Here is a 20,885-nt window from a genome sequence, read left to right as displayed (position 1 = left end):
TCTTCGGTCCTGTAACTCCTTCTTGCCCTGGCATTCGTGATTCCTGGCTCGTGAAACCTACCGTCGTTCTGGTCGGCCGGCCCAACGTGGGCAAGTCCACGCTGTTCAACCGGCTCACCCGCTCCCGCGCCGCGCTGGTGGCCGACGTGCCGGGGCTGACGCGCGACCGGCACTACGGGCATGCGCGCCATGAGGGCAAAGCTTTCCTGGTGGTGGACACCGGCGGGCTCGAACCGGCCAGCGATGACGCGCTGTTCAGGGAGATGGCGCGCCAGACGCGACAGGCGATCGATGAGTCCGACGCAGTGGTGTTTCTGGTCGATGCGCGCCAGGGACTCACTTCGCAGGACCGCGCCGTCGCCCGAGAACTGCGCCGGAGCGGCAAGCGGATCGTGGTCGCGGTGAACAAGGCCGAGGGAATGGACGCCTCGCAGGCCTGCGCCGATTTCCACGAACTGGCGCTCGGCGAGCCCATCGCGATCTCCGCAGCGCACGCAGAAGGCATGGGGGCCCTGCTCGATTGCATCGTGCAGGGGCTGCCGGAAGCTGCCGAAGAACAAGTCCGGGGGCAACATCCGAAGATCGCGGTGGTGGGACGGCCGAACGTGGGCAAGTCCACGCTCGTCAACGCGCTGCTCGGCGAGGAGCGCCTGATCGCTTTCGACCAGCCCGGTACGACGCGCGACAGCATCTACGTCGATTTCGAGCGCGGCGGCAAGCGCTATACCCTGATCGACACGGCGGGCGTGCGACGCAGGGGCAGGATCGAGGATGCGGTCGAGAAGTTCTCTGTGGTGAAGACGCTGCAGGCGATCGAGGACGCCAACGTGGTCGTGCTCGTTCTGGATGCTACCCAGGAGATCGCCGAGCAGGACGCGCATCTGGCTGGCTTCGTTCTCGAAGCGGGGCGGGCGCTGGTCGTGGCCGTCAACAAATGGGATGCTGCGGACGCCGAGCGGCGCGCGCGCGTGAAACGGGACTACGACCGCAAGCTGGCGTTCCTCGATTTCGCCGATCTGCACTTCATTTGCGCGCGAGCGGCGACCGGGCTCGCGCCGCTCCTGCGCAGCGTGGACGCGGCCTATGGTGCGGCCATGGCGAAGCTGCCGACCCCGAAGCTTACGCGGGTGCTGCAGGAAGCCACGCAGAAACAGGCGCCTCCGCGCGCCGGTCCGGTGCGGCCCAAGTTGCGCTATGCGCACCAGGGCGGAACCAATCCGCCGCTCATCGTCATTCACGGCAATGCGCTCAACCGGGTGAGCGACGGCTATCGGCGCTACCTGGAGCGCGCGTTCTCGAGCGCCTTTCTGCTCAGGGGCACGCCGGTGAGGATCGTCTTCAAGCAAGGCAGAAACCCTTTTGCCCAACGAGGTTAGCGGCGCGACCCGGGGCCCGTGCGCGGGATGGTGTTGGGCTGCGAAATCCAGTACAGTAGTCGCGGCAATAAGTAGAAGAAGGAGCAGCCATGAGCGCCAAAGGGCAATTGTTACAAGACCCGTTCTTGAATACGCTTCGCAAGGAGCACGTGCCGGTATCGATCTATCTCGTCAACGGCATCAAGCTTCAAGGGCAAATCGAATCCTTCGATCAGTATGTGGTGCTGCTGAAGAACACCGTGACCCAGATGGTGTACAAGCACGCGATCTCGACCGTGGTACCCGCCCGGCCGGTCAGCTTGAACCTGGATCACGGCACGGAAGACTGACTGCGCGCCGCTGCCGAACTGCAGGCGCGGATCCCGCGGACATGCCCGATCGCCGACTTTTCCCTCTCTTTCCTGCCCACGTTTGCGCGTAGATGTTCGAACGCCCGCGCGGCGGTGACCGCGCCGTACTCGTAAGCCTCGATCTCAACGAACCGGACTACACGGAAAGCACCGAGGAGATTCGTCGGCTCGCGCAAAGCGCAGGCGTTGATTGTGCGGCGCTGATCAGGGGCCGGCGTCAACGACCCGATGCGGCGACGTTCGCAGGCAGTGGCAAGGTGGAGGAGATCGCCCGCACGATCGGTGAGGTCGCTGCCGGGTTGGTGGTCTTCAACCACGATCTTTCGCCCGCCCAGCAGCGCAACCTCGAAAGGCGCCTTGGCTGCCGGGTGGTGGACCGCACCACTCTGATCCTGGACATCTTCGCGCAGCGCGCCAAAAGTCACGAAGGCAAGTTGCAGGTCGAACTGGCGCAACTGGAGCATCTGGCAACCAGGCTGGTGGGAGGCTGGACCCACCTGGAACGACAGAAGGGCGGTATCGGGTTGCGCGGACCGGGTGAAACCCAGCTCGAAACCGACCGACGGCTGCTCGCCCGGCGCGTGAAGGTGCTGCGCGACAAGCTCGGAGCCGTTCAGCGCCAGCGCGCGACGCAAAGGCGCGCGCGCAGCCGCAGCAAGGTCTTCTCGGTGTCGATCGTGGGCTACACCAATGCCGGCAAATCCACCCTGTTCAACCGGCTGACCCGTGGCGGCGTATATGCGGCCGATCAGCTCTTCGCCACTCTGGACACGACCACGCGACGCCTCGCGCAGGCCAGCGGCCGCGACGTGGTGATCTCGGATACCGTAGGCTTCATCCGCGACTTGCCTCATACACTGGTCGCCGCCTTCCGGGCGACGCTGGAAGAGACCGCGCAGGCGGATCTGCTGCTCCACGTGGTGGACAGCTCGAGTGCGATACGCGATGCGCAGGTCGCGGAAGTCAATAAAGTACTCGCCGAAATTCGCGCAGATGCCGTCCCGCAGTGGCTGGTCTACAACAAGATCGACGCCGCCGGATGGTCGCCGGGAGTGCAGCGCGATGCCTATGGTAAGATCTGCGCGATCCGTCTGAGCGCGCTCACCGGCGAGGGCATCGAACAGTTGCAGGCGCTGCTCGGCGAAATCCAGGACATCAGCCGCAGGGAACTCGCGCTCGCCATCGCGTGAGCTGCCGGCCCCCAGAGCAACGAGAAACTCTTCTCGAGAATAAATGGCACTGAACGATCCGCAGTGGGGTCGACGCGGCAATGACGGTCCGCCCGACCTTGACGAGCTGTGGCGCAGATTCAATCAGCGCATGGGCTCGATCTTCGGCAGGCGCGCAGGAGGGGGCCGCCCCGAGGGCCCCGGGCGCGCCGGCGGCGGCGTCTGGCTGGTCGTGGCGCTCGCATTTCTGGTGTGGGTGGCCAGCGGCTTCTACATCGTCGACGCGAGTCAGCGCGGAGTGGTGCTGCGTTTCGGAAAGTATTCGGAGACGACCCAGCCCGGCCCGCGCTGGCACCTGCCGTGGCCGATGGAGTCGGTGGAGGTCGTCAACGTTTCCGAGGTGCGCACGGTGGAAGTGGGCTATCGCAACAACGTACGCAGCAAGGTGCTCAACGAATCGCTGATGCTCACCGACGACGAGAACATTATCGATCTGCAGTTCGCGGTGCAGTACGTGCGCGCCGACCCGGAGAGCTATCTCTTCTACAACCGCGAACCGGATCAGGCGGTGATGCAGGTCGCGGAGTCGGCGATCCGGGAAATCGTGGGCCGCAACAAGATGGACTACGTGCTCTACGAAGGTCGAGAGCAGATCGCGGCCAACGCGCAGAGCCTGATGCAGCAAATCCTGGACCGCTACCAGACGGGCATCGCCATCAGCAAGGTGACGATGCAGAACGCGCAGCCGCCGGAGCAGGTTCAAGCCGCCTTCGACGACGCGGTGCGCGCCAATCAGGACCGCGAGCGGCAGATCAACGAAGGCCAGGCCTACTTCAACGACGTCGTGCCCAAGGCACGCGGCACGGCCGCACGCCTGGTCCAGGAGGCCGAAGGCTACCGGCAGCGCGTGATCTCCGCCGCGGAGGGCGACGCGGCGCGCTTCCGTCAGGTGGTGGCCGAGTATCGCAAGGCGCCGCGCGTGACCCGTGACCGCCTGTATCTCGACGCCATGCAGGACGTGCTCTCCAGCGCGACCAAGATCGTGATCGATCAGCGTGCCAACAGCAATCTGCTGTTTCTTCCCCTCGACAAGCTGCTGCAGGCCGCGGCCTCCGCAGTGGAAGGCGCGGGGCGTGCCTCCGCACCGGAGCCGCTGACTGCCCCGCCAGCGCCGACGGGCGAGGCGCCCGGACGCACGCGCGACGCCTTTCGCAGCCGCGATCGGGAGTCGCGATGAAACCGACCGCCACTTCCGTGCTGGTGGGCATCGTGGTCGTACTGGTGCTGGCGAGCCTGAGCCTGTACACCGTGGACCAGCGCCAGCACGCGATGGTGTTCCGGCTCGGAGAGATCGTGGCCACCCGGACGCAGCCCGGCCTGTACGCCAAGATCCCGCTGATCGACAACGTGCGTTACTTCGACGTGCGCATCCTGACCTTCGACGCAGAAGAACCGGAGCGTTTCCTGACGTCCGAGAAGAAGAACGTCTTGGTCGACTCCTTTGTCAAGTGGCGGATCAAGGACGTGCGCCAGTACTACATCAGCGTTCGCGGCGACGAGGCGCTGGCTCGCATCCGGTTGCAGCAGACGGTGAACGACAGCCTGCGCGCCGAATTCGGCAAGCGCACGGTGCACGAGGTGGTTTCCGGCGAGCGCGACAAGATCATGGACGTGGTGCGCGAGAAGCTGGACAACGACGCGGCGAAGATCGGAGTCCAGGTACTGGACGTTCGGCTCAAGCGGGTCGATCTCACGCAGGAAGTCAGCGAGTCCGTCTACCGCAGGATGGAAGCCGAGCGCAAGCGGGTGGCCAACGAGCTGCGCTCCACCGGTTTCGCCGAGGCCGAGAAGATTCGGGCCGACGCCGACAAGCAAAGAGAGATCATCGTCGCCGAAGCCTACCGGAACGCGCAGCGCATCAAGGGGGAGGGCGACGCCAGGGCCGCGGCGATCTACGCGCGGGCCTTCGAGGCCGATCCGGAGTTCTATGCCTTCTACCGGAGCCTCGAAGCCTACCGCCAGAGCTTCCGCAACAAGAGCGATCTGCTCATCCTCGAACCGGAGTCCGACTTCTTCAAGTACCTGCGCAATCCGCGGGCAAGATAAGAAGGGAGCAAGACTTTGGCTCGCTCCCCGTTCGAGCGAAAGGGGAAGGATGGAAGGCTACTGGGGAAGCCTGTTGACCGCGGTGGGGCTGATGCTCGTGCTGGAGGGAATTCTGCCCTTTCTGTCCCCCCGCGGCTGGCGCGAGACGTTTCGCCGGCTGACGGAGATGACCGATGGTCAGGTTCGCTTCATCGGCTTGAGTTCGATGATTGCCGGCCTCCTCCTGCTGTTGCTGTCGAGATAACCCGCCTTAACTGAGTTTCCGGCACCGCCTTTCGGCGGTGCGAGCCTGTCATGCAGAAGTGGCTGCTGCCCGAATACATCGATGACGTCCTGCCGGCGGAGGCGCGCAGGGTGGAGGCGCTGCGCCGCCGTCTGCTCGACCTGTTCGCCGTGCACGGCTACGAGCTGGTCATGCCGCCCCTGATCGAGTATCTCGATTCGTTGCTGACAGGTACCGGACACGACCTGGATCTGCGGACGTTCAAACTCGTCGACCAGCTTTCCGGGCGGCTGCTCGGATTGCGGGCGGACATCACGCCCCAGGTGGCGCGCATCGACGCGCACCTGCTCAATCGCCGCGGGGTCACCCGCCTGTGCTACGCCGGCAGCGTGCTTCATGCGCTGCCCTCGGGCTTGCTGCACAGCCGCGAGCCGCTGCAGATCGGGGCCGAACTGTACGGTCATGCCGGCGTGGAAAGCGATATCGAGATTCAGACCTTGATGCTGCGGGCGCTGGCCGCGGCAGGGGTGTCGGGCGTGCATCTCGACCTTGGGCACGTCGCGGTGTTCCGCACCATCGTGCGCCGTGGCGCAGTACCCGCGGATCGCGAAGCTGAACTGTTCCAGGTTTTGCAGGCCAAGGACCGGCCCGCGCTGCGCGAGCTCACGGCCGGCCTCGATCAGCGCACGCGCGAGGCCTTGTCGTTGTTGCCCGAACTGTATGGCGGCGCGGAAGTGCTGGCGCAAGCCAGGAAGCGTCTGACGGACTATCCGGACGTCGCGCCTTGCCTGGATCTGCTCGAGCAGATCGCCTCGCGGGTTTCAGGGGAAGCGGGCGAGCTGTGCTTCGATCTGGCCGAGCTGCGCGGTTATCACTATCACAGCGGGGTGGTCTTCGCCGCTTACGCGCGCGGCAGGACCGAAGCGATCGCCCGCGGCGGCCGCTACGACGAAGTGGGCAGGGCGTTCGGCCGGGCGCGCCCCGCCACAGGTTTCAGCATCGACCTGCGCGACCTGGCGGCCCTTTCCCGCGTGGACGGTGCGGCCAGCCGTGTGCTCGCGCCTTATGCGCCGCAGGACGCCGCGCTGCAGGCCGAGATCTTGCGGCTGCGCCAGTCGGGCACGACGGTCGTCATCGACCTCCCCGGGCACGCCGAGGCTCGCGAGGAGCTGGAGTGCGACGCCGAACTCGCGCAAAAAGAGGGACGATGGACGGTAGTACGGTGCGGTGGCTGATGAAATCCTTCCGGGAACGTTCGGAACACAGCGGACGGAAACTCGATCGATGGCAAGAAACGTAGTGGTGGTCGGCACGCAGTGGGGCGACGAAGGCAAAGGCAAGGTGGTCGACTGGCTCACCGAGCATGCCCAGGGCGTGGTGCGTTTTCAGGGCGGGCACAACGCCGGCCACACCCTGGTGATCGGCGGCCGCAAGACGGTCCTGCATCTGATTCCTTCAGGCATCCTGCACCCGGACGTGCGTTGCTACATCGGCAACGGGGTGGTGGTCTCGCCCCACGCGCTGCTCGATGAACTCGACACGCTGGAGCGGGCAGGGGTGGCGGTGCAGGGCCGGCTGACGATCAGCGAAGCCTGTCCGCTGATCCTTTCCTACCACGTCGCGCTGGACCGTGCGCGCGAGAACGCCAAGGGCGAGGGCAAGATCGGCACCACCGGTCGCGGCATCGGCCCGGCCTACGAGGACAAGGTCGCGCGGAGGGCGATTCGGATGCAGGATCTTTTCCATCGTGAGCGCTTCGCCGCGAAGCTGGGCGAGGTGCTGGACTACCACAATTTCGTGCTCAAGAACTTTTTCGGCGCGCAGACGGTGGATTTCCAGGAGACGCTGGATTCTACGCTGGCACTGGCGGAGCGGTTGCGGCCCATGGTCGGCGACGTGCCGCGCATGCTGTTCGAGGCTTCCGGTCGCGGCGACAACCTTCTGTTCGAAGGGGCGCAGGGGACGCTGCTCGACGTCGACCATGGAACCTATCCCTACGTGACATCGAGCAACTGCGTGGCCGGCGCTGCCGCCGCAGGCAGCGGCGTGGGGCCGCAGACACTGCATTACGTGCTGGGCATCACCAAGGCCTACACCACCCGAGTGGGCGGAGGACCGTTTCCGACCGAACTCGATGACGACATCGGGCGTCACCTCGCGCGCCGTGGCAATGAATTCGGTGCGACCACCGGACGGCCGCGGCGCTGCGGATGGTTCGACGCGGCGGCGCTGAAACGCTCGATTCAGATCAACGGCGTTTCCGGCTTCTGCGTCACCAAGCTCGACGTGCTCGACGGCGTGGAGCGGCTTCGCATCGGGGTAGGCTACCGGATCGGCGCGGAGCAGATCGACATCCTGCCCGCCGGCGCGGAGACGCTGGCGCAATGCGAGCCGGTGTACGAGGAAGTGCCGGGTTGGAAGCAGTGCACGGTCGGCATCAAGTGCTACCGAGATCTTCCGCGCAACGCGCGCGCCTATCTCGAGCGCATCGAGCAGATCTGCGGCGTACCGGTGGACATGATCTCCACCGGCCCTGAGCGCGAGGAAACCATTGTGCTGCGCCATCCCTTCGGAGCGCGCTGAAGCGCTGTCGCCGGGCAACGGCTTTGGTGCGCAGGCGCGAAGCGTGGGGTGACGAGGAGAGCGAAGGTGACTGGTGCCGAGAAGAGGACTCGAACCTCCACAGTGTTGCCACCGCCAGGACCTGAACCTGGTGCGTCTACCAATTCCGCCATCTCGGCACGGAGGGCGCACAATTTAGCGGCCCGCTATGGGGTTGTCAACGAAACGCGCGCCGCGACACTGGCACCTCCCTGCACATGAAGACCACCAGAAAACGGCGCAGTTCCGATTCGGCTTCCGCGCTGCGCGCGCGCGACCCGCATCTGGAGCGCGAGGCGAGCCGCTACGAGCACCCTCTGCCCAGCCGCGAATTCATCCTGCAGCTGCTCGAGGAGCAAGGCGTGCCCGTGAGCCAGCAGAAGCTCGTGCGCATGCTCGGCATCCGGCCCGAAGAGGAAGAGCTGTTCGCGCGGCGGCTGGCCGCGATGGAGCGCGACGGGCAAATCATCCGCAACCGCAAGAACGCGATCTGCGTCGTGGGCAAGCTCGATCTGGTTGCCGGTACCGTTCAGGGACATCCGGATGGCTACGGCTTCCTGGTTCCGGACGCAGGCGGGCCGGATCTGTTCCTCAATCCGGGCGAGATGTCGCGCGTGCTGCACGGCGACCGCGTGCTCGCGCGCCCCTCCGGGGTCAGCGCGCGCGGCAAGGCCGAGGCCGTCGTCGTGGAAGTGCTGGAGCGTGCGAACAAGCTGGTGGTCGGGCGCTACCTGCGCGAGCACGGCATCGGCTTCGTGGTGCCGGAGGACAAGCGCATCAGCCAGGACATCCTGATTCCGGCCGAGGCTACCCGTGGGGCTGGCGAAGGCCAGGTCGTGGTGGCGGAGATCGTCGAACAGCCCACGCGCCATGCTCAGCCGATCGGACGGATCACCGAAGTGCTCGGCAACTTCGACGCCCCGGGCATGGAGATCGAGATCGCGCTGCGCAAGCACCGCCTGCCTTATGTGTTTTCCGGCGAAGTGCAGAAGCTGTGCGAGAGGTTTCCCGCTGCAGTCACCAGCCGGGAACTCGAGGGCAGGCAGGACTTGCGGCACCTTTCGCTGGTGACGATCGACGGAGAAACAGCAAAGGATTTCGACGACGCGGTGTACTGCGAGCGGCGCGGCAGGGGTTTCAAGCTCTGGGTGGCGATCGCCGACGTGAGCCACTATGTCAAGCACGGCGATCCGATCGACCGCGAAGCCCGGGAGCGTGGCAACTCCGTCTATTTCCCGCGGCGCGTGATCCCCATGCTGCCCGAGGTGCTGTCCAACGAACTGTGCTCGCTCAAGCCGGGGGTGGACCGGTTGTGCCTGGTCTGCGAACTCGACGTGGGCGCGCGCGGTGAAATCGCGCACTTCCGCTTCTATCCGGCGGTGATGCATTCACGCGCCCGGCTCACCTACACGGAGGTGGCCCAGGCGCTTGCCGACCCGGATAGCGGGGCGGCGGGGCGGCTGGACAGCCTGCTGCCGATGCTGCGCGATCTGCATGACCTGTTCCAGGCGTTCTCCAGCGCGAGAAGCCGCCGGGGCGCGATCGACTTCGAGACGATCGAGACTCAGATGTTCTTCGACGCGCACGGCAAGATCGAGCGCATTGTCGCGAGCGAGCGCAACGACGCCCACCGTATCATCGAGGAATGCATGCTTGCGGCCAATGTGTGCGCCTCGGATTTCCTGCGCGCACACGATCATCCGGCCCTGTACCGGATTCACGAGGGACCGACGCCCGAGAAGCTCGCGGCGCTGCGCGAGTTTCTCGCCGAGTTCGGTCTTCACCTGACCGGCGGCGACGCGCCGCGGGCCAAGGACTATGCCCGGCTGCTGGAGAAGGTGAAGTCGCGTCCGGACGCGCAACTGCTGCAAACCGTGATGCTCAGGTCGCTGCAACAGGCGGTCTACAGTCCGGAAAACGTAGGCCACTTCGGCCTGGCCTACGAGTCCTATACCCACTTCACCTCCCCCATCCGGCGCTATCCGGACTTGCTCATTCACCGCGCCATCAAGGCGGTGCTCGCGGGCGAGCGCTACGATCCGGGCGACTGGCGCGAACTGGGTCGGCATTGCTCGGAGACCGAACGCCGCGCCGACGAAGCCACCCGCGACGTGGAGGCGTGGCTGAAGTGCTACTACATGCAGGACCGCGTGGGCGAGTCGTTTGACGGCACGGTGAGCGCAGTGGCACCGTTCGGGATTTTCGTCGCGCTCGACGCCGTGTACGTGGAGGGGCTGGTTCATGTCTCCGAGCTAGGAGACGACTACTTTCACTTCGACCCCGCGCGCCATCTCCTGCAGGGCGAGCGTCACGGCAGCCGTTTCAGGCTCGGAGACCGGGTGCGGGTGAGGCTCGTGCGGGTCGACCTGGAGCAAAGCCGGATCGATTTCGTGCTCGATCAGGCACGGGTGAGGCGCTGAAGGCGCGTGAGCAAGGCGATCGTGTTCGGCTTCCACGCGGTTAGCGCGCGGCTGCGTCAGCGCGCCGGCACCGTGAAGGAGATCCTGATCGACGCGCAGCGGCACGATGCGCGGGTGCGCAAGCTGCTGGAGGCGGCAAGCGCGGCCGGCGTCGGCGTCCGGAAGGTTGCGGGGCGCCGGCTGACCGAACTGGTCGGCGGTGCCCCGCATCAGGGCGTGGTGGCATTCGTCGAGCAAATCGACAGCGGCGCTTCGCTCGAATCGGTGCTGGCCTCGGCGCGCGAGCCCGCGCTGCTGCTCGTGCTGGACGGGGTGCAAGACCCGCACAATCTGGGTGCCTGCCTTCGCGTGGCGGACGCGATGGGCGCGCAGGCGCTGGTGGTCCCGAGGGATCGGACGGTCGGCCTCACGCCGACAGTGGAGAAGGTCGCCTCGGGAGCGGCTCAGAGCGTGCCCTACATCACGGTCACCAATCTGGCGCGCACGCTGCGGGAATTGCAGGAGCGTGGACTGTGGGTGGTCGGTGCCGCGCAGCAAGCGGACGCGCCGCTCGCCGCCTGCGACCTGACCCGCGCCTGCGCGCTGGTGCTCGGTGCCGAAGGCGCGGGACTGCGCCGGCTCACCGCCGAGTGCTGCGACGAGCTGGCGGCCATTCCGATGATGGGTACGGTGGAGAGCCTCAACGTTTCGGTCGCGGCCGGCATCTGCCTCTACGAGGCGCGGCGCCAGCGCGCCGGGAGATCGGTAAGCCCTTGAGCAGCCGACAGAATGCTTGAGCCGACGGGGTTCCGCGTGCTAGACTGCGCGCCTCGCTCAAGGGGTGCTGCCCCACGGCGACAAACTCGCACCTCCGCAACAGCTTTGGGTGCCCGGAAAGATTCGGGTCTCGCGCGGGGGGAGGCTCTAACCCGAACTGGAGACCAGATGTCCATCACGATGCGTCAGATGCTCGAAGCCGGGGTGCATTTCGGGCATCAAACCCGCTACTGGAACCCCAGGATGGCCCCGTACATCTTCGGCCATCGCAACAAGATTCACATCATCAACCTCGAAAAGACCCTCGCGCAGTACCTGGAGGCGGTGAAGTTCGTCCGTCAGCTGGCTTCGAACAAGGGAACGGTGCTCTTCGTGGGGACCAAACGCCAGGCGCGCGACATCATCCGCGAGGAAGCACAGCGCTGCAGCTCGCCCTATGTCGACTACCGCTGGCTGGGCGGGATGCTCACCAACTTCAAGACCGTGAAGCAGTCGATCAAGCGGCTGCGCGACATGGACCAGATGGTGCAGGACGGCTCGCTGGAAAAGATGTCGAAGAAGGAAGCATTGACCTTCCAGCGCGAGCTGGCCAAGCTCGAGCGCAGCCTGGGCGGCATCAAGGAAATGAACAGCCTGCCCGACGCGATGTTCGTGGTCGACGTGGGCTATCACCGGATCGCGGTGACCGAGGCCAACAAGCTCGGCATTCCGGTGGTGGGCGTGGTCGACACCAATCACTCGCCCGAGGGCGTGGACTATGTGATTCCGGGCAACGACGACGCGAGCCGCGCCGTCCGGCTCTACGCCCGCGGAATCGCGGATGCGATTCTGGAAGGCCGCTCGCAGGTGATCCGCGAGATCTCGGGTGATGAATTCGTGGAGGTGGACAGCTCGGAAGAGCAGGCACAGGCCTGAGCGACCGGGCGGAGCGAAAAAAGGGGCCTCGGCCCCTTTTTTTTAACCGGGGGGCCGACCGGCGCGAGGCAGCCGACGCGGTAGATGAACCGATAGACAAAGGAGCAGGAAACGACCTATGGCGGAAATCAGCGCGAGCATGGTGAAGGAACTCCGCGAGCGCACGGGGCTTGGCATGATGGAGTGTAAGAAGGCGCTGGAAGAGGCGGGCGGCGACCTGAAGAAGGCCGAAGACCTGCTGCGCATCCGCAGCGGTGCCAAGGCGAGCAAGGTGGCGGGGCGCATCGCGGCCGAAGGCGCGGTGGCGGCGTTCGTCGCGGCCGACGGCAGCAGCGGGGCGCTGGTCGAAGTGAACTGCGAAACCGACTTTGTGGCCAAGGACGCGAGCTTCTCCGCGTTCGCCGCCGCGGTCGCCCGGACCGCGGCCGCGACGAACGCCGGCACGGTCGAGGTGCTGGCACAGCAAAAACTCGCCTCGGGCGAGACGGTCGAGGAAGCGCGGCGTGCGCTCATCATGAAGCTCGGCGAGAACATCAGCGTGCGCCGGGTCGCCTTGCAGCGCGCGCAGGGCAGGCTGGCCCATTATCTGCACGGCAACCGGATCGGCGTGCTGGTGGACTTCAGCGGCGGAGACGAGGCGCTGGGCAAGGACCTCGCGATGCATATCGCGGCCTCCAGGCCCATCGCGGTATCCCGGGATCAGGTTCCCGCCGAAAACGTCGCGCGCGAGCGCGAGATCGCCGCGGCGCGGGCGCGGGAGTCGGGCAAGCCGGCCAATATCGTCGACAAGATCGTGGAGGGCAGCGTTCAGAAGTACCTGGCGGAGGTCACGTTGCTGGGCCAGCCCTTCGTCAAGGACGACAAGATCACGATCGACAAACTGCTCGCCGCAAAGGGGGCAAAGGTGCACGGCTTTTCCCTGTTCGTCGTCGGCGAGGGCATCGAGAAGAAGCAGACCGATTTCGCCGCCGAGGTTCAGGCCCAGGCGGCGCAGGCGCGCTGACTTGCCGCCTGCGGCTTACTTGCGCGATGAAGCCCGCCTACAAGCGCATCCTGCTCAAGCTCTCGGGCGAGGCCCTCATGGGCGGCGATGCCTACGGAATCAACAGGGAGACCATCGATCGCATCGTCGGCGAGATCAAGGAGGTGGTCGAGCTGGGAGTCGAAGTGGGCGTGGTGATCGGCGGCGGCAACATCTTTCGCGGCGTGGCGCCCGCGGCGGCCGGGATGGACCGCGCGACTGCCGATTACATCGGCATGCTCGCCACGGTCATGAACGCCCTGGCGCTACAGGATGCGATGCGGCGGGTCGGTTTGAGGAGCCGGGTGCAGTCGGCGCTCAACATCGAACAGGTCGCCGAACCCTACATCCGCGGCAAGGCGATGCGCTACCTGGAAGAAGGCCGGGTGGTCATCTTCGCGGCCGGCACCGGCAATCCGTTCTTCACCACCGACACCGCGGCGGCGTTGCGCGGGATGGAGATGAACGTCGATGTCGTGATCAAGGCGACCAAGGTGGACGGAGTCTACACCGACGATCCCAAGACCCATCCCGACGCCATGCGCTACAAACGGCTGACATTCGACGAGGCCATCGTCAAGAAGCTCAAGGTCATGGACGCAACCGCGCTCACGCTGTGCCGCGACCAGAAGCTGCCGGTCTGCGTCTTCAGCATCTTCAAGGCGGGTGCGCTCAAACGCGTCGTCCAGGGCGAGGACGAAGGCACACTGGTCCATAGCTGAGCGTATCGAAGGAGGACTAAGCATGACGCTCTCGGAGGTGAAGAAATCGGCGGAACAGAAGATGCAGAAGAGCCTGGAGGCGCTGAAGGCCGATCTGGGCAAGGTGCGCACCGGGCGCGCCCATGCCGGCCTGCTCGATCACATCCAGGTCGACTATTACGGCACGCCCACGCCGCTGAACCAGGTGGCGGCGGTCAGCGTCATGGACGCGCGCACGCTGAGCGTGCAGCCGTGGGAGAAGAAGATGTTGCCGGTCATCGAGAAGGCGATCCGCGATTCCGATCTCGGCCTGAATCCGTCCACAATGGGCGAGGCGGTGCGCGTGCCGATGCCGCCCTTGACCGAAGAGCGGCGCAAGGAATTGATCAAGGTCGTCAGGCACGAGGCCGAGAACGCACGGGTGGCGGTGCGCAACGTCAGGCGCGACGCCATTCATCAGTTGAAGGAAATGCTGAAGGCCAAGCAGGTTTCCGAAGACGAAGAGCGCCGAGCCCAGGAGGAGATCCAGAAACTGACCGACCGCTATGTCGCCGAGGTGGACAAGACGCTGGCGGCCAAGGAAAAGGACCTGATGGCGGTGTAGCGTCGGCCAGGCACACTGTTGCGGCGCAACTGCCGCATCGCCATGGCGCCCGGTGCGGCCCGGCCGCGAATGAACCCAGGGGACCCAGCATGAACTTCGAATCCTCAACCATTTCCGTTCCGCAGGCCGGGCCGGTGCCGCGTCACATCGCCATCATCATGGACGGCAACGGGCGCTGGGCTAGGCAGCGGTTTCTGCCGCGCGCGGCCGGTCATCGCCGCGGGCTGGAGGCGGTGCGGGTCATCACCCGCGCCTGCGTCGAACGCGGCGTCGGGTTCCTGACACTGTTCGCGTTCTCCAGCGAAAACTGGCGCCGGCCGAAGGAAGAAGTGTCCTTTCTGATGGACCTGTTCGTCATGGCCCTGGAGCAGGAGGTCGCCAAGCTGCACGAGAACAACATCCGGCTGCGGATCGTCGGCGACTTGGGCAGCTTCGAGCCGCGCCTCGTGCGTCTGATCCGCCAGGCGGAAGCCTTGACCGCGGGCAACAGCGGCTTGACTCTGACCATCGCCGCCAACTATGGCGGGCGCTGGGATATCCTGCAGGCAGTCAACCGCATGGTACGCAAGCTGCCGGAACGCACCGGTGGTTACCGGGAGGCCGACCTTGCGCCGTTCCTGTCGATGAGTTATGCCCCAGAACCGGACCTGTTCATCCGCACCGGCGGCGAGCAGCGCGTGAGCAATTTCCTCTTGTGGCAGCTCGCCTACACCGAGTTTTACTTCACCGATGAGCTCTGGCCCGACTTCGATGCCAAATCGCTGGCGCGGGCGATCGAGTCGTACCGCCAGCGCGAGCGTCGGTTCGGCCGGACCAGCGAACAGCTGGCGAGCGCCCAGGAGGCGGCGCAAGGCTCCGCGCAGCCGCGCTTGGCTTGAGGGCGGCGGCCACAAGGCGCCTCCCGCCCCATGCCCGTATGTTGAGGGAACGCCTCATCACGGTCGCAGTGCTCCTGCCCCTGCTGCTGGGCCTGATGTTCTTCGCGCCCAACCCGGTCTGGACCGCAGCCATCGGCGTTGCGGTCGTGCTCGCTGCCGTGGAATGGGCGCGGCTGTGCGCGCTGCCCGGGATCGGCCAGGCGCTGTTCGCGGCGCTCGTGGCGATCAGTGGGACGGCGCTGTTCGTCGCCGGCGCGCTTCCCGCGTGGCGCGGGGCGAGCCACACTGCCTGGCAAGCGGTGCTGGGACTCGCGGTCGTGTTCTGGGCGGCGGCGGTTCCCTGCTGGCTGTACTTCGGCTGGCGCATCCGGCAGCGCGCGCTGCTGCTGCTGGCCGGGTGGATGGTGCTGGTTCCGGCCTGGCTCGCCACCAGCGCCATGCAGAAGACGCCGCTGGTGCTCTTCCTCACCCTGTGCGTGATCTGGCTCGCCGACACGGCGGCCTACTTCGTCGGCCGGCGCTTCGGACGCCGTAAACTCGCGCCTGCAATCAGCCCCGGCAAGACGATCGAAGGCTTGGTCGGCGCCTATGCCGCGGTCCTCCTCTATGTCATGCTGATCGCGATTTTTCCGCTGGCCGGCGCGCCGCTTGGAGAGAAGGCGGCCCTGGTCGTCTTCGCCATGGTGCTTACCACGCTTTCGGTCGCCGGTGACCTGTTCGAGTCGTGGATCAAGCGCCAGGCCGGCGCAAAAGACAGCGGCCATCTGCTTCCCGGCCATGGCGGCGTGCTCGATCGCATCGACAGCGTGACCGCCGCGATGCCCTTCGCAGCGCTGTACCTGCTGCACGCCAGGCCATGAGCGAGCGGCAGAATCTGGCCATTCTAGGGTCGACGGGCAGCGTGGGCATGAGCACGCTCGACGTGGTGTCGCGCCATCCGGACCGCTTCCGCGTTTTCGCGCTGGCCGCCAATCGCGACGTGGAGCGCCTGTTCGCGCAATGCGTGCAGTTCGAGCCTGCGTTTGCGGCCCTGGCCGACGCCGGCGCGGCGCGCCGATTGCGCGAGCGCGTGAGCGCTGCCGGCCTGTCTTGCGAGGTGATGGACGGCCCGCAGGCGATCGAGACGCTTGCGGCGCATCCCCGCATCGACACCGTGATGGCCGCCATCGTCGGCGCGATCGGCCTGCGCCCGACGCTGGCGGCGGCGCGGGCCGGAAAGAAGCTGCTGCTGGCAAACAAAGAGGCGCTGGTCATGGCGGGGCGGCTGCTGATCGGCGCGGCGCGCACGAGCAAAGCCCTGCTGCTGCCCATCGACAGCGAGCACAACGCAATCTTCCAGGCGCTGCCTGCCGGCTATTCGGGCGATCCGCAAGCCCACGGCGTGCGGCGCTTGCTGCTCACGGCTTCGGGAGGCCCGTTTCGCCTGACTCCCGTCGCGCAGCTCGCCTCGGTCACGCCCGAGCAGGCCTGCGCGCACCCGAAGTGGATCATGGGGCGGAAGATTTCCGTGGACTCTGCCACGCTGATGAACAAGGGACTGGAAGTGATCGAGGCGCACTATCTGTTCGACGCGCAACCCGAGCAGATCGAAGTGCTCATCCACCCGGAGAGCGTGGTGCACTCCCTGGTCGAATACGTCGACGGCTCGGTCATCGCGCAGCTCGGCAATCCGGACATGCGCACGCCAATCGCACATGCGCTGGCCTATCCCGAGCGTATCGACAACGGCGTGCGGCCACTCGATCTTTGCGCGATCGCGGCGCTGCATTTCGAGCAACCGGACACGGCGCGCTTTCCTTGTCTGCGTCTGGCCTACGAGGCGCTGCGCGCCGGCGGCGCGGCGCCGGTGTATCTGAACGCCGCCAACGAGATCGCCGTGGAGAACTTTCTGGAACGGCGCCTGCCGTATCAGCACATTCCCCGTCTGGTGCAAGAGGTGCTGAGCGCGCTGCCCAACGAGCCCCTATCCGATCTCGATGCGGTCCTCCGGGCCGATTCGAGGGCACGCGAGGCCGCCGGGCAGCGGCTCGAAGCCTTGATCCACTGACGTCTCGCCGGCTCGCCGACCGATGCAAATGCTTTCGACCATTGCCGCCTTCCTCGTCGCCCTCGGGGTGCTTATCGTCTTTCACGAGCTGGGCCACTACCTGATCGCCCGGCTCTGCGGCGTCAGGGTCCTGCGCTTCTCCATCGGGTTTGGCACGCCGCTGTGGTCGAGAAGGTTCGGCGCGGACCGCACGGAATGGGTCATCGCCGCCTTTCCGCTTGGCGGCTACGTGAAGATGCTCGACGAGCGCGAGGGCCCGGTGGCTGCCGAGGAGCGCCATCGGGCGTTCAACGTCCAGCCGGTGGCCAAGCGCGTGGCGATCGTCGCCGCCGGCCCGCTGGCCAACTTTCTTCTCGCGGTGTTCCTGTACTGGGCGCTGTTTCTGCACGGCGTTCCGGGTGTCAAACCGGTGGTCGGCGAGCCTCTGCCCGGTACGCCGGCGGCGAGCGCCCGACTGCAGCCAGGAGATCTGATCGCCAAGGTCGGCGATCGGCCGGTCGCAACCTGGCAGGACCTGCGCTGGGAGCTTCTGGATCATGCGTTACGGCGGGCGACGGTCCCGCTGGAAGTCCATCGCGCAGATGGCCACATCCGCTTTGCGCGCCTCGATCTGGCGGGCATCGGCGCGGAGGACATCGACTCCGATCTGCTGGAGGCGATCGGGCTCACGCGCTTCAATCCGCCGATCCAGCCGGTGCTGGGCCGCCTGACACAGGACGGCGCGGCGCGGCGCGACGGACTGCGGGAAGGAGACCGCGTGCTGGAAATCGATGGTCGCGCGGTCGGGCAGTGGGAGGAGGTGGTGGCCGCGGTGCGCGGCGCGCCCGGCCGGCCGCTGCGGCTGACGGTGGAGCGCGACGGCCGCGCGCTCGACATCCGCGTCACGCCCGACCTCGCCGTCGAAGGACAGGCCACGATCGGCCGCATCGGAGCCGCGCCGCGCATCGACGAGAAGGAGTTCGAGTGGCTGCTGACCGAAGTCCGGTACGGACCGCTCGAGGCTGCGCGGAAGGCGGTGGCACGCATGGGCGAGGTGTCGCTTTTCACCCTGAAGATGCTGGGCCGCATGATCGTGGGAGACGTCTCGCTGAAGAACCTCTCCGGTCCGATCACGATCGCGGACTATGCCGGGCAGTCCGCGCAACTGGGCTGGCTCGCGTACCTTAATTTCCTGGCGCTCATCAGCATCAGCCTCGGCGTGCTCAACCTGCTGCCGGTTCCGGTCCTCGACGGGGGGCACCTCATGTACTATCTGGTCGAGATCATCAAAGGCAGCCCGGTGTCGCAGCGGGCACTGGAAGTCGGCCAGCAGGTGGGCATCGTTCTGCTCTTCGGCTTGATGGCGTTCGCGCTCTATAACGACATAAATCGCCTGCTCGGCGGCTGAACGCAGATGACAATAAGGCCACTGCCGCTCGCGCTCATCGCCCTTTTCTACTGCTCCACCGCTCTCGGATTCGAACCTTTCGAAGTGCGCGACATCCGCGTCGAGGGCATTCAGCGCACCGAAGCGGGCACGGTGTTCAGCTATCTGCCCATCAAGGTCGGCGACAAGGTCACGCCGGAACGGGCTTCCGCCGCGGTGAAGGCGCTGTTCGCCACCGGCTTCTTCAAGGACGTGCGGCTGGAGGCCGACGGCGACGTGTTGGTCGTGATCGTGGAAGAGCGGCCCGCGATCGCGCAGATCGACGTGATCGGCTCCAAGGAATTCGACAAGGACAAGCTGAAGGAGGCGCTCAAGCAGATCGGGCTCGCCGAGTCGCGCATCTTCGACCGCGCGCTGCTGGATCGCGCGGAGCAGGAGCTGAAGAACCAGTATATCGCGCGCGGCAAGTACGGCGTGCAGATCACCACCACCGTCACGCCGCTCGAGCGCAACCGTGTGGCGCTCAGCTTCACCATTTCCGAAGGCCGGGTCGCCAAGATCCGCCAGATCCGGTTCGTCGGCAACGAAGTGTTCAGCGACCGCACGCTGCGCAAGCAACTGACCTTGCGCACGCCCGGGCTGCTCACGTGGTACAGCAAGAACGATCAGTACTCCAAGCCGAAACTGCAGGCGGATCTCGAGACGCTGCGCTCGTTCTACCTCAACCAGGGATATCTGGAGTTCTCGATCGATTCCACCCAGGTGTCGATCTCGCCGGACAAGCAGGACATCTTCATCACCATCAATCTCACCGAGGGCGGCAAGTACCGCGTGGCCGACGTGAAGCTGGCGGGCGAGCTGATCGTTGCGGAAGAGGAACTGCGCCGCCTGGTCCGGCTCAGGAAGGGGGAAGTCTTTTCGCGGGAGAGACTGACCGAAACGACCAAGCTCATCGGGGACCGGCTGGGCAACGAAGGCTACGCCTTCGCCCAAGTCAACGCGGTGCCCGAGATCAACCGCGAAAAGGGCGAGGCGTCCTTCACGCTCTACGTCGACCCCGGCCGCCGGATTTACGTCCGGCGGATCAACATCTCCGGCAACACCAATACCCGGGACGAAGTGATCCGGCGCGAGCTGCGCCAGATGGAAAGCGCGTGGTATTCCACGGAGAAGCTGAACCGCTCGCGCCAGCGGGTCGACAAGCTGGGATTCTTTTCCGACGTCCAGATCGAAACGCCGGCCGTACCCGGAGTCGCGGACCAGGTCGACGTCAACATCAAGGTTACCGAACGGGCCACCGGCAATCTGACGCTGGGCGTGGGCTATTCCACGGCGGAGAAGGTGGTGCTTTCCGCGGGCATCTCGCAGCAGAACATCTTCGGCACCGGCAACGCGCTGTCCCTGCAGATCAATACCGGGAGCATCAACCAGACCTACGCGCTTTCCTACACCAATCCCTATTTCACCGACGACGGCGTGAGCCGCGGCTTCGACGTCTATCGCCGCGACACCGACGTTTCCAGCCTTTCAATCTCCAGCTACAACACCTCCACCCTGGGGTTGGGACTGCGATTCGGAGTGCCGGTGACCGAGTACGACACCATCAACTACGGGCTGGCCTACGAGCAGACGAAGATCGGCATCCTGGAGGACACGCCTCAGCGCTTCGTCGACTTCGTCAACACATTCGGGGAGACAACCGACAACTACCTCGGCACGGCCGGCTGGGCGCGCGATCAGCGCGACAGCATCATCTACACCACGCGCGGCCGCTATCAGCGCCTTCAGGCCGAGGTCGGTCTGCCCGGCGCAGACCTGACCTACTACCGTCTGACTTATCAGCATCAGTGGTATTATCCGCTCACGCAAAACCTGACGCTCTTGCTGAACGGCCAGATCGGTTACGCCGAAGGTTACGACGACAAGCCGCTTCCGTTCTTCAAGAATTTCTACGCAGGTGGAGTGCATTCGGTGCGCGGCTACGCAACGGCGACCATCGGACCGAAGGACAGCAACGGGGATGCGATCGGCGGCAAGCGGCAGCTGATCGGCAATTTCGAATTGCTGTTTCCCTTTCCCGGGTTGGAGAAGGACAAATCGGTCCGGCTGTCCGCGTTCGTCGATGCCGGCCTCGCCGGGGAGAAGTACGACACCAACGAGTTGCGCTACTCGACGGGTCTTGCCTTCAGCTGGTATTCACCCGTCGGACCGCTGAAGCTAAGCTTCGGGCGGCCGATCAACCCCAAACCGGATGACAAGCAGGAACGAGTGCAGTTCACGCTCGGGACGCTGTTCTGAGTCGCAGCGACATCGTCCGTTGCAATAGGTGAGGAGACAGCACGTGAAGAAGAT

General features: G+C 65.7%; 19 protein-coding genes and 1 tRNA gene. 19 read left to right on the top strand and 1 reads right to left on the bottom strand.

Annotated features, from left to right (window positions below; genetic code table 11):
• Positions 1–50 precede the first annotated feature (50 nt).
• The 8 genes from der to VNM24_03395 all read left to right on the top strand — a co-directional run bounded on the left by der (position 51) and on the right by VNM24_03395 (position 7,807).
• Entirely contained in the window at positions 51–1,376 is a 1,326-nt protein-coding gene (gene der, locus VNM24_03430) for a ribosome biogenesis GTPase Der (protein HWQ37650.1), read from the top strand.
• A gap of 89 nt (positions 1,377–1,465) precedes the next feature.
• Entirely contained in the window at positions 1,466–1,705 is a 240-nt protein-coding gene (hfq, locus tag VNM24_03425) for an RNA chaperone Hfq (protein ID HWQ37649.1), read from the top strand.
• Between the two features lie 92 nt (positions 1,706–1,797).
• A complete protein-coding gene (gene hflX / locus VNM24_03420) occupies positions 1,798–2,916 on the top strand; it encodes a GTPase HflX (protein HWQ37648.1) in 1,119 nt (372 codons plus the stop codon).
• Positions 2,917–2,959: 43 nt separating this feature from the next.
• Complete coding sequence (hflK, locus tag VNM24_03415) at positions 2,960–4,132, top strand: FtsH protease activity modulator HflK (GenBank protein HWQ37647.1); 1,173 nt, start codon at positions 2,960–2,962, stop codon at positions 4,130–4,132.
• Positions 4,129–5,001 carry a protease modulator HflC gene (gene hflC, locus VNM24_03410; protein ID HWQ37646.1) on the top strand — a complete coding sequence of 291 codons (873 nt, stop codon included), beginning with the start codon at positions 4,129–4,131 and terminating at the stop codon, positions 4,999–5,001. The genes hflK and hflC overlap by 4 nt, the downstream gene beginning before the upstream one ends.
• A gap of 49 nt (positions 5,002–5,050) precedes the next feature.
• Positions 5,051–5,245: a DUF2065 domain-containing protein gene (locus VNM24_03405; protein ID HWQ37645.1), complete on the top strand. Its 195-nt coding sequence runs from the start codon at positions 5,051–5,053 to the stop codon at positions 5,243–5,245.
• Positions 5,246–5,295: 50 nt separating this feature from the next.
• Positions 5,296–6,459, top strand: a complete 1,164-nt coding sequence (locus tag VNM24_03400; protein ID HWQ37644.1) for an ATP phosphoribosyltransferase regulatory subunit — start codon at positions 5,296–5,298, stop codon at positions 6,457–6,459.
• A gap of 49 nt (positions 6,460–6,508) precedes the next feature.
• Positions 6,509–7,807, top strand: a complete 1,299-nt coding sequence (locus tag VNM24_03395) for an adenylosuccinate synthase (protein HWQ37643.1) — start codon at positions 6,509–6,511, stop codon at positions 7,805–7,807.
• Between the two features lie 71 nt (positions 7,808–7,878).
• On the opposite strand, the gene VNM24_03390 is transcribed toward VNM24_03395, so the two are convergent.
• Positions 7,879–7,965 (bottom strand) — tRNA-Leu (locus VNM24_03390).
• A gap of 78 nt (positions 7,966–8,043) precedes the next feature.
• Between VNM24_03390 and rnr the strand changes: the two genes are divergently transcribed.
• The 11 genes from rnr (at position 8,044) to bamA (ending at position 20,831) form a co-directional block, all read left to right on the top strand.
• A complete protein-coding gene (gene rnr / locus VNM24_03385; GenBank protein ID HWQ37642.1) occupies positions 8,044–10,245 on the top strand; it encodes a ribonuclease R in 2,202 nt (733 codons plus the stop codon).
• A 6-nt stretch (positions 10,246–10,251) separates the two neighbouring features.
• A complete protein-coding gene (gene rlmB / locus VNM24_03380; protein ID HWQ37641.1) occupies positions 10,252–11,001 on the top strand; it encodes a 23S rRNA (guanosine(2251)-2'-O)-methyltransferase RlmB in 750 nt (249 codons plus the stop codon).
• 168 nt (positions 11,002–11,169) lie between these two features.
• On the top strand, positions 11,170–11,916 hold the full coding sequence (gene rpsB, locus VNM24_03375; GenBank protein HWQ37640.1) for a 30S ribosomal protein S2: 747 nt from the start codon (positions 11,170–11,172) through the stop codon (positions 11,914–11,916).
• A 118-nt stretch (positions 11,917–12,034) separates the two neighbouring features.
• Positions 12,035–12,919, top strand: a complete 885-nt coding sequence (tsf, locus tag VNM24_03370; GenBank protein ID HWQ37639.1) for a translation elongation factor Ts — start codon at positions 12,035–12,037, stop codon at positions 12,917–12,919.
• A gap of 26 nt (positions 12,920–12,945) precedes the next feature.
• A complete protein-coding gene (gene pyrH, locus VNM24_03365; protein ID HWQ37638.1) occupies positions 12,946–13,659 on the top strand; it encodes a UMP kinase in 714 nt (237 codons plus the stop codon).
• A 22-nt stretch (positions 13,660–13,681) separates the two neighbouring features.
• A complete protein-coding gene (frr, locus tag VNM24_03360; protein HWQ37637.1) occupies positions 13,682–14,242 on the top strand; it encodes a ribosome recycling factor in 561 nt (186 codons plus the stop codon).
• 89 nt (positions 14,243–14,331) lie between these two features.
• Complete coding sequence (gene uppS / locus VNM24_03355; GenBank protein ID HWQ37636.1) at positions 14,332–15,120, top strand: polyprenyl diphosphate synthase; 789 nt, start codon at positions 14,332–14,334, stop codon at positions 15,118–15,120.
• A 38-nt stretch (positions 15,121–15,158) separates the two neighbouring features.
• Positions 15,159–15,980 (top strand): phosphatidate cytidylyltransferase, encoded by an 822-nt coding sequence (locus VNM24_03350; GenBank protein ID HWQ37635.1) that lies wholly within the window; start codon positions 15,159–15,161, stop codon positions 15,978–15,980.
• On the top strand, positions 15,977–17,167 hold the full coding sequence (ispC, locus tag VNM24_03345) for a 1-deoxy-D-xylulose-5-phosphate reductoisomerase (protein HWQ37634.1): 1,191 nt from the start codon (positions 15,977–15,979) through the stop codon (positions 17,165–17,167). The genes VNM24_03350 and ispC overlap by 4 nt, the downstream gene beginning before the upstream one ends.
• A gap of 28 nt (positions 17,168–17,195) precedes the next feature.
• Entirely contained in the window at positions 17,196–18,554 is a 1,359-nt protein-coding gene (gene rseP, locus VNM24_03340; protein HWQ37633.1) for an RIP metalloprotease RseP, read from the top strand.
• A 6-nt stretch (positions 18,555–18,560) separates the two neighbouring features.
• Positions 18,561–20,831 (top strand): outer membrane protein assembly factor BamA, encoded by a 2,271-nt coding sequence (gene bamA, locus VNM24_03335; protein HWQ37632.1) that lies wholly within the window; start codon positions 18,561–18,563, stop codon positions 20,829–20,831.
• Positions 20,832–20,885: the final 54 nt, after the last annotated feature.

The sequence above is a fragment of the Burkholderiales bacterium genome (genome assembly GCA_035560005.1).
GTDB lineage: Bacteria > Pseudomonadota > Gammaproteobacteria > Burkholderiales > Eutrophovitaceae > DASRFY01.
Note: the sequence above shows the minus strand (reverse complement) of the source record. Positions and strands in the feature narration are given on the sequence as shown.

Bases quoted from the DNA above. Each gene is read 5' to 3' on its own strand.
- hfq (HWQ37649.1), top strand. From the start codon at position 1,466: ATGAGCGCCAAAGGGCAATTGTTACAAGACCCGTTCTTGAATACGCTT.
- hflX (HWQ37648.1), top strand. From the start codon at position 1,798: ATGTTCGAACGCCCGCGCGGCGGTGACCGCGCCGTACTCGTAAGCCTC.
- hflK (HWQ37647.1), top strand. From the start codon at position 2,960: ATGGCACTGAACGATCCGCAGTGGGGTCGACGCGGCAATGACGGTCCG.
- hflC (HWQ37646.1), top strand. From the start codon at position 4,129: ATGAAACCGACCGCCACTTCCGTGCTGGTGGGCATCGTGGTCGTACTG.
- VNM24_03405 (HWQ37645.1), top strand. From the start codon at position 5,051: ATGGAAGGCTACTGGGGAAGCCTGTTGACCGCGGTGGGGCTGATGCTC.
- VNM24_03400 (HWQ37644.1), top strand. From the start codon at position 5,296: ATGCAGAAGTGGCTGCTGCCCGAATACATCGATGACGTCCTGCCGGCG.
- VNM24_03395 (HWQ37643.1), top strand. From the start codon at position 6,509: ATGGCAAGAAACGTAGTGGTGGTCGGCACGCAGTGGGGCGACGAAGGC.
- rnr (HWQ37642.1), top strand. From the start codon at position 8,044: ATGAAGACCACCAGAAAACGGCGCAGTTCCGATTCGGCTTCCGCGCTG.
- rpsB (HWQ37640.1), top strand. From the start codon at position 11,170: ATGTCCATCACGATGCGTCAGATGCTCGAAGCCGGGGTGCATTTCGGG.
- tsf (HWQ37639.1), top strand. From the start codon at position 12,035: ATGGCGGAAATCAGCGCGAGCATGGTGAAGGAACTCCGCGAGCGCACG.
- pyrH (HWQ37638.1), top strand. From the start codon at position 12,946: ATGAAGCCCGCCTACAAGCGCATCCTGCTCAAGCTCTCGGGCGAGGCC.
- frr (HWQ37637.1), top strand. From the start codon at position 13,682: ATGACGCTCTCGGAGGTGAAGAAATCGGCGGAACAGAAGATGCAGAAG.
- uppS (HWQ37636.1), top strand. From the start codon at position 14,332: ATGAACTTCGAATCCTCAACCATTTCCGTTCCGCAGGCCGGGCCGGTG.
- VNM24_03350 (HWQ37635.1), top strand. From the start codon at position 15,159: ATGTTGAGGGAACGCCTCATCACGGTCGCAGTGCTCCTGCCCCTGCTG.
- ispC (HWQ37634.1), top strand. From the start codon at position 15,977: ATGAGCGAGCGGCAGAATCTGGCCATTCTAGGGTCGACGGGCAGCGTG.
- rseP (HWQ37633.1), top strand. From the start codon at position 17,196: ATGCTTTCGACCATTGCCGCCTTCCTCGTCGCCCTCGGGGTGCTTATC.
- bamA (HWQ37632.1), top strand. From the start codon at position 18,561: ATGACAATAAGGCCACTGCCGCTCGCGCTCATCGCCCTTTTCTACTGC.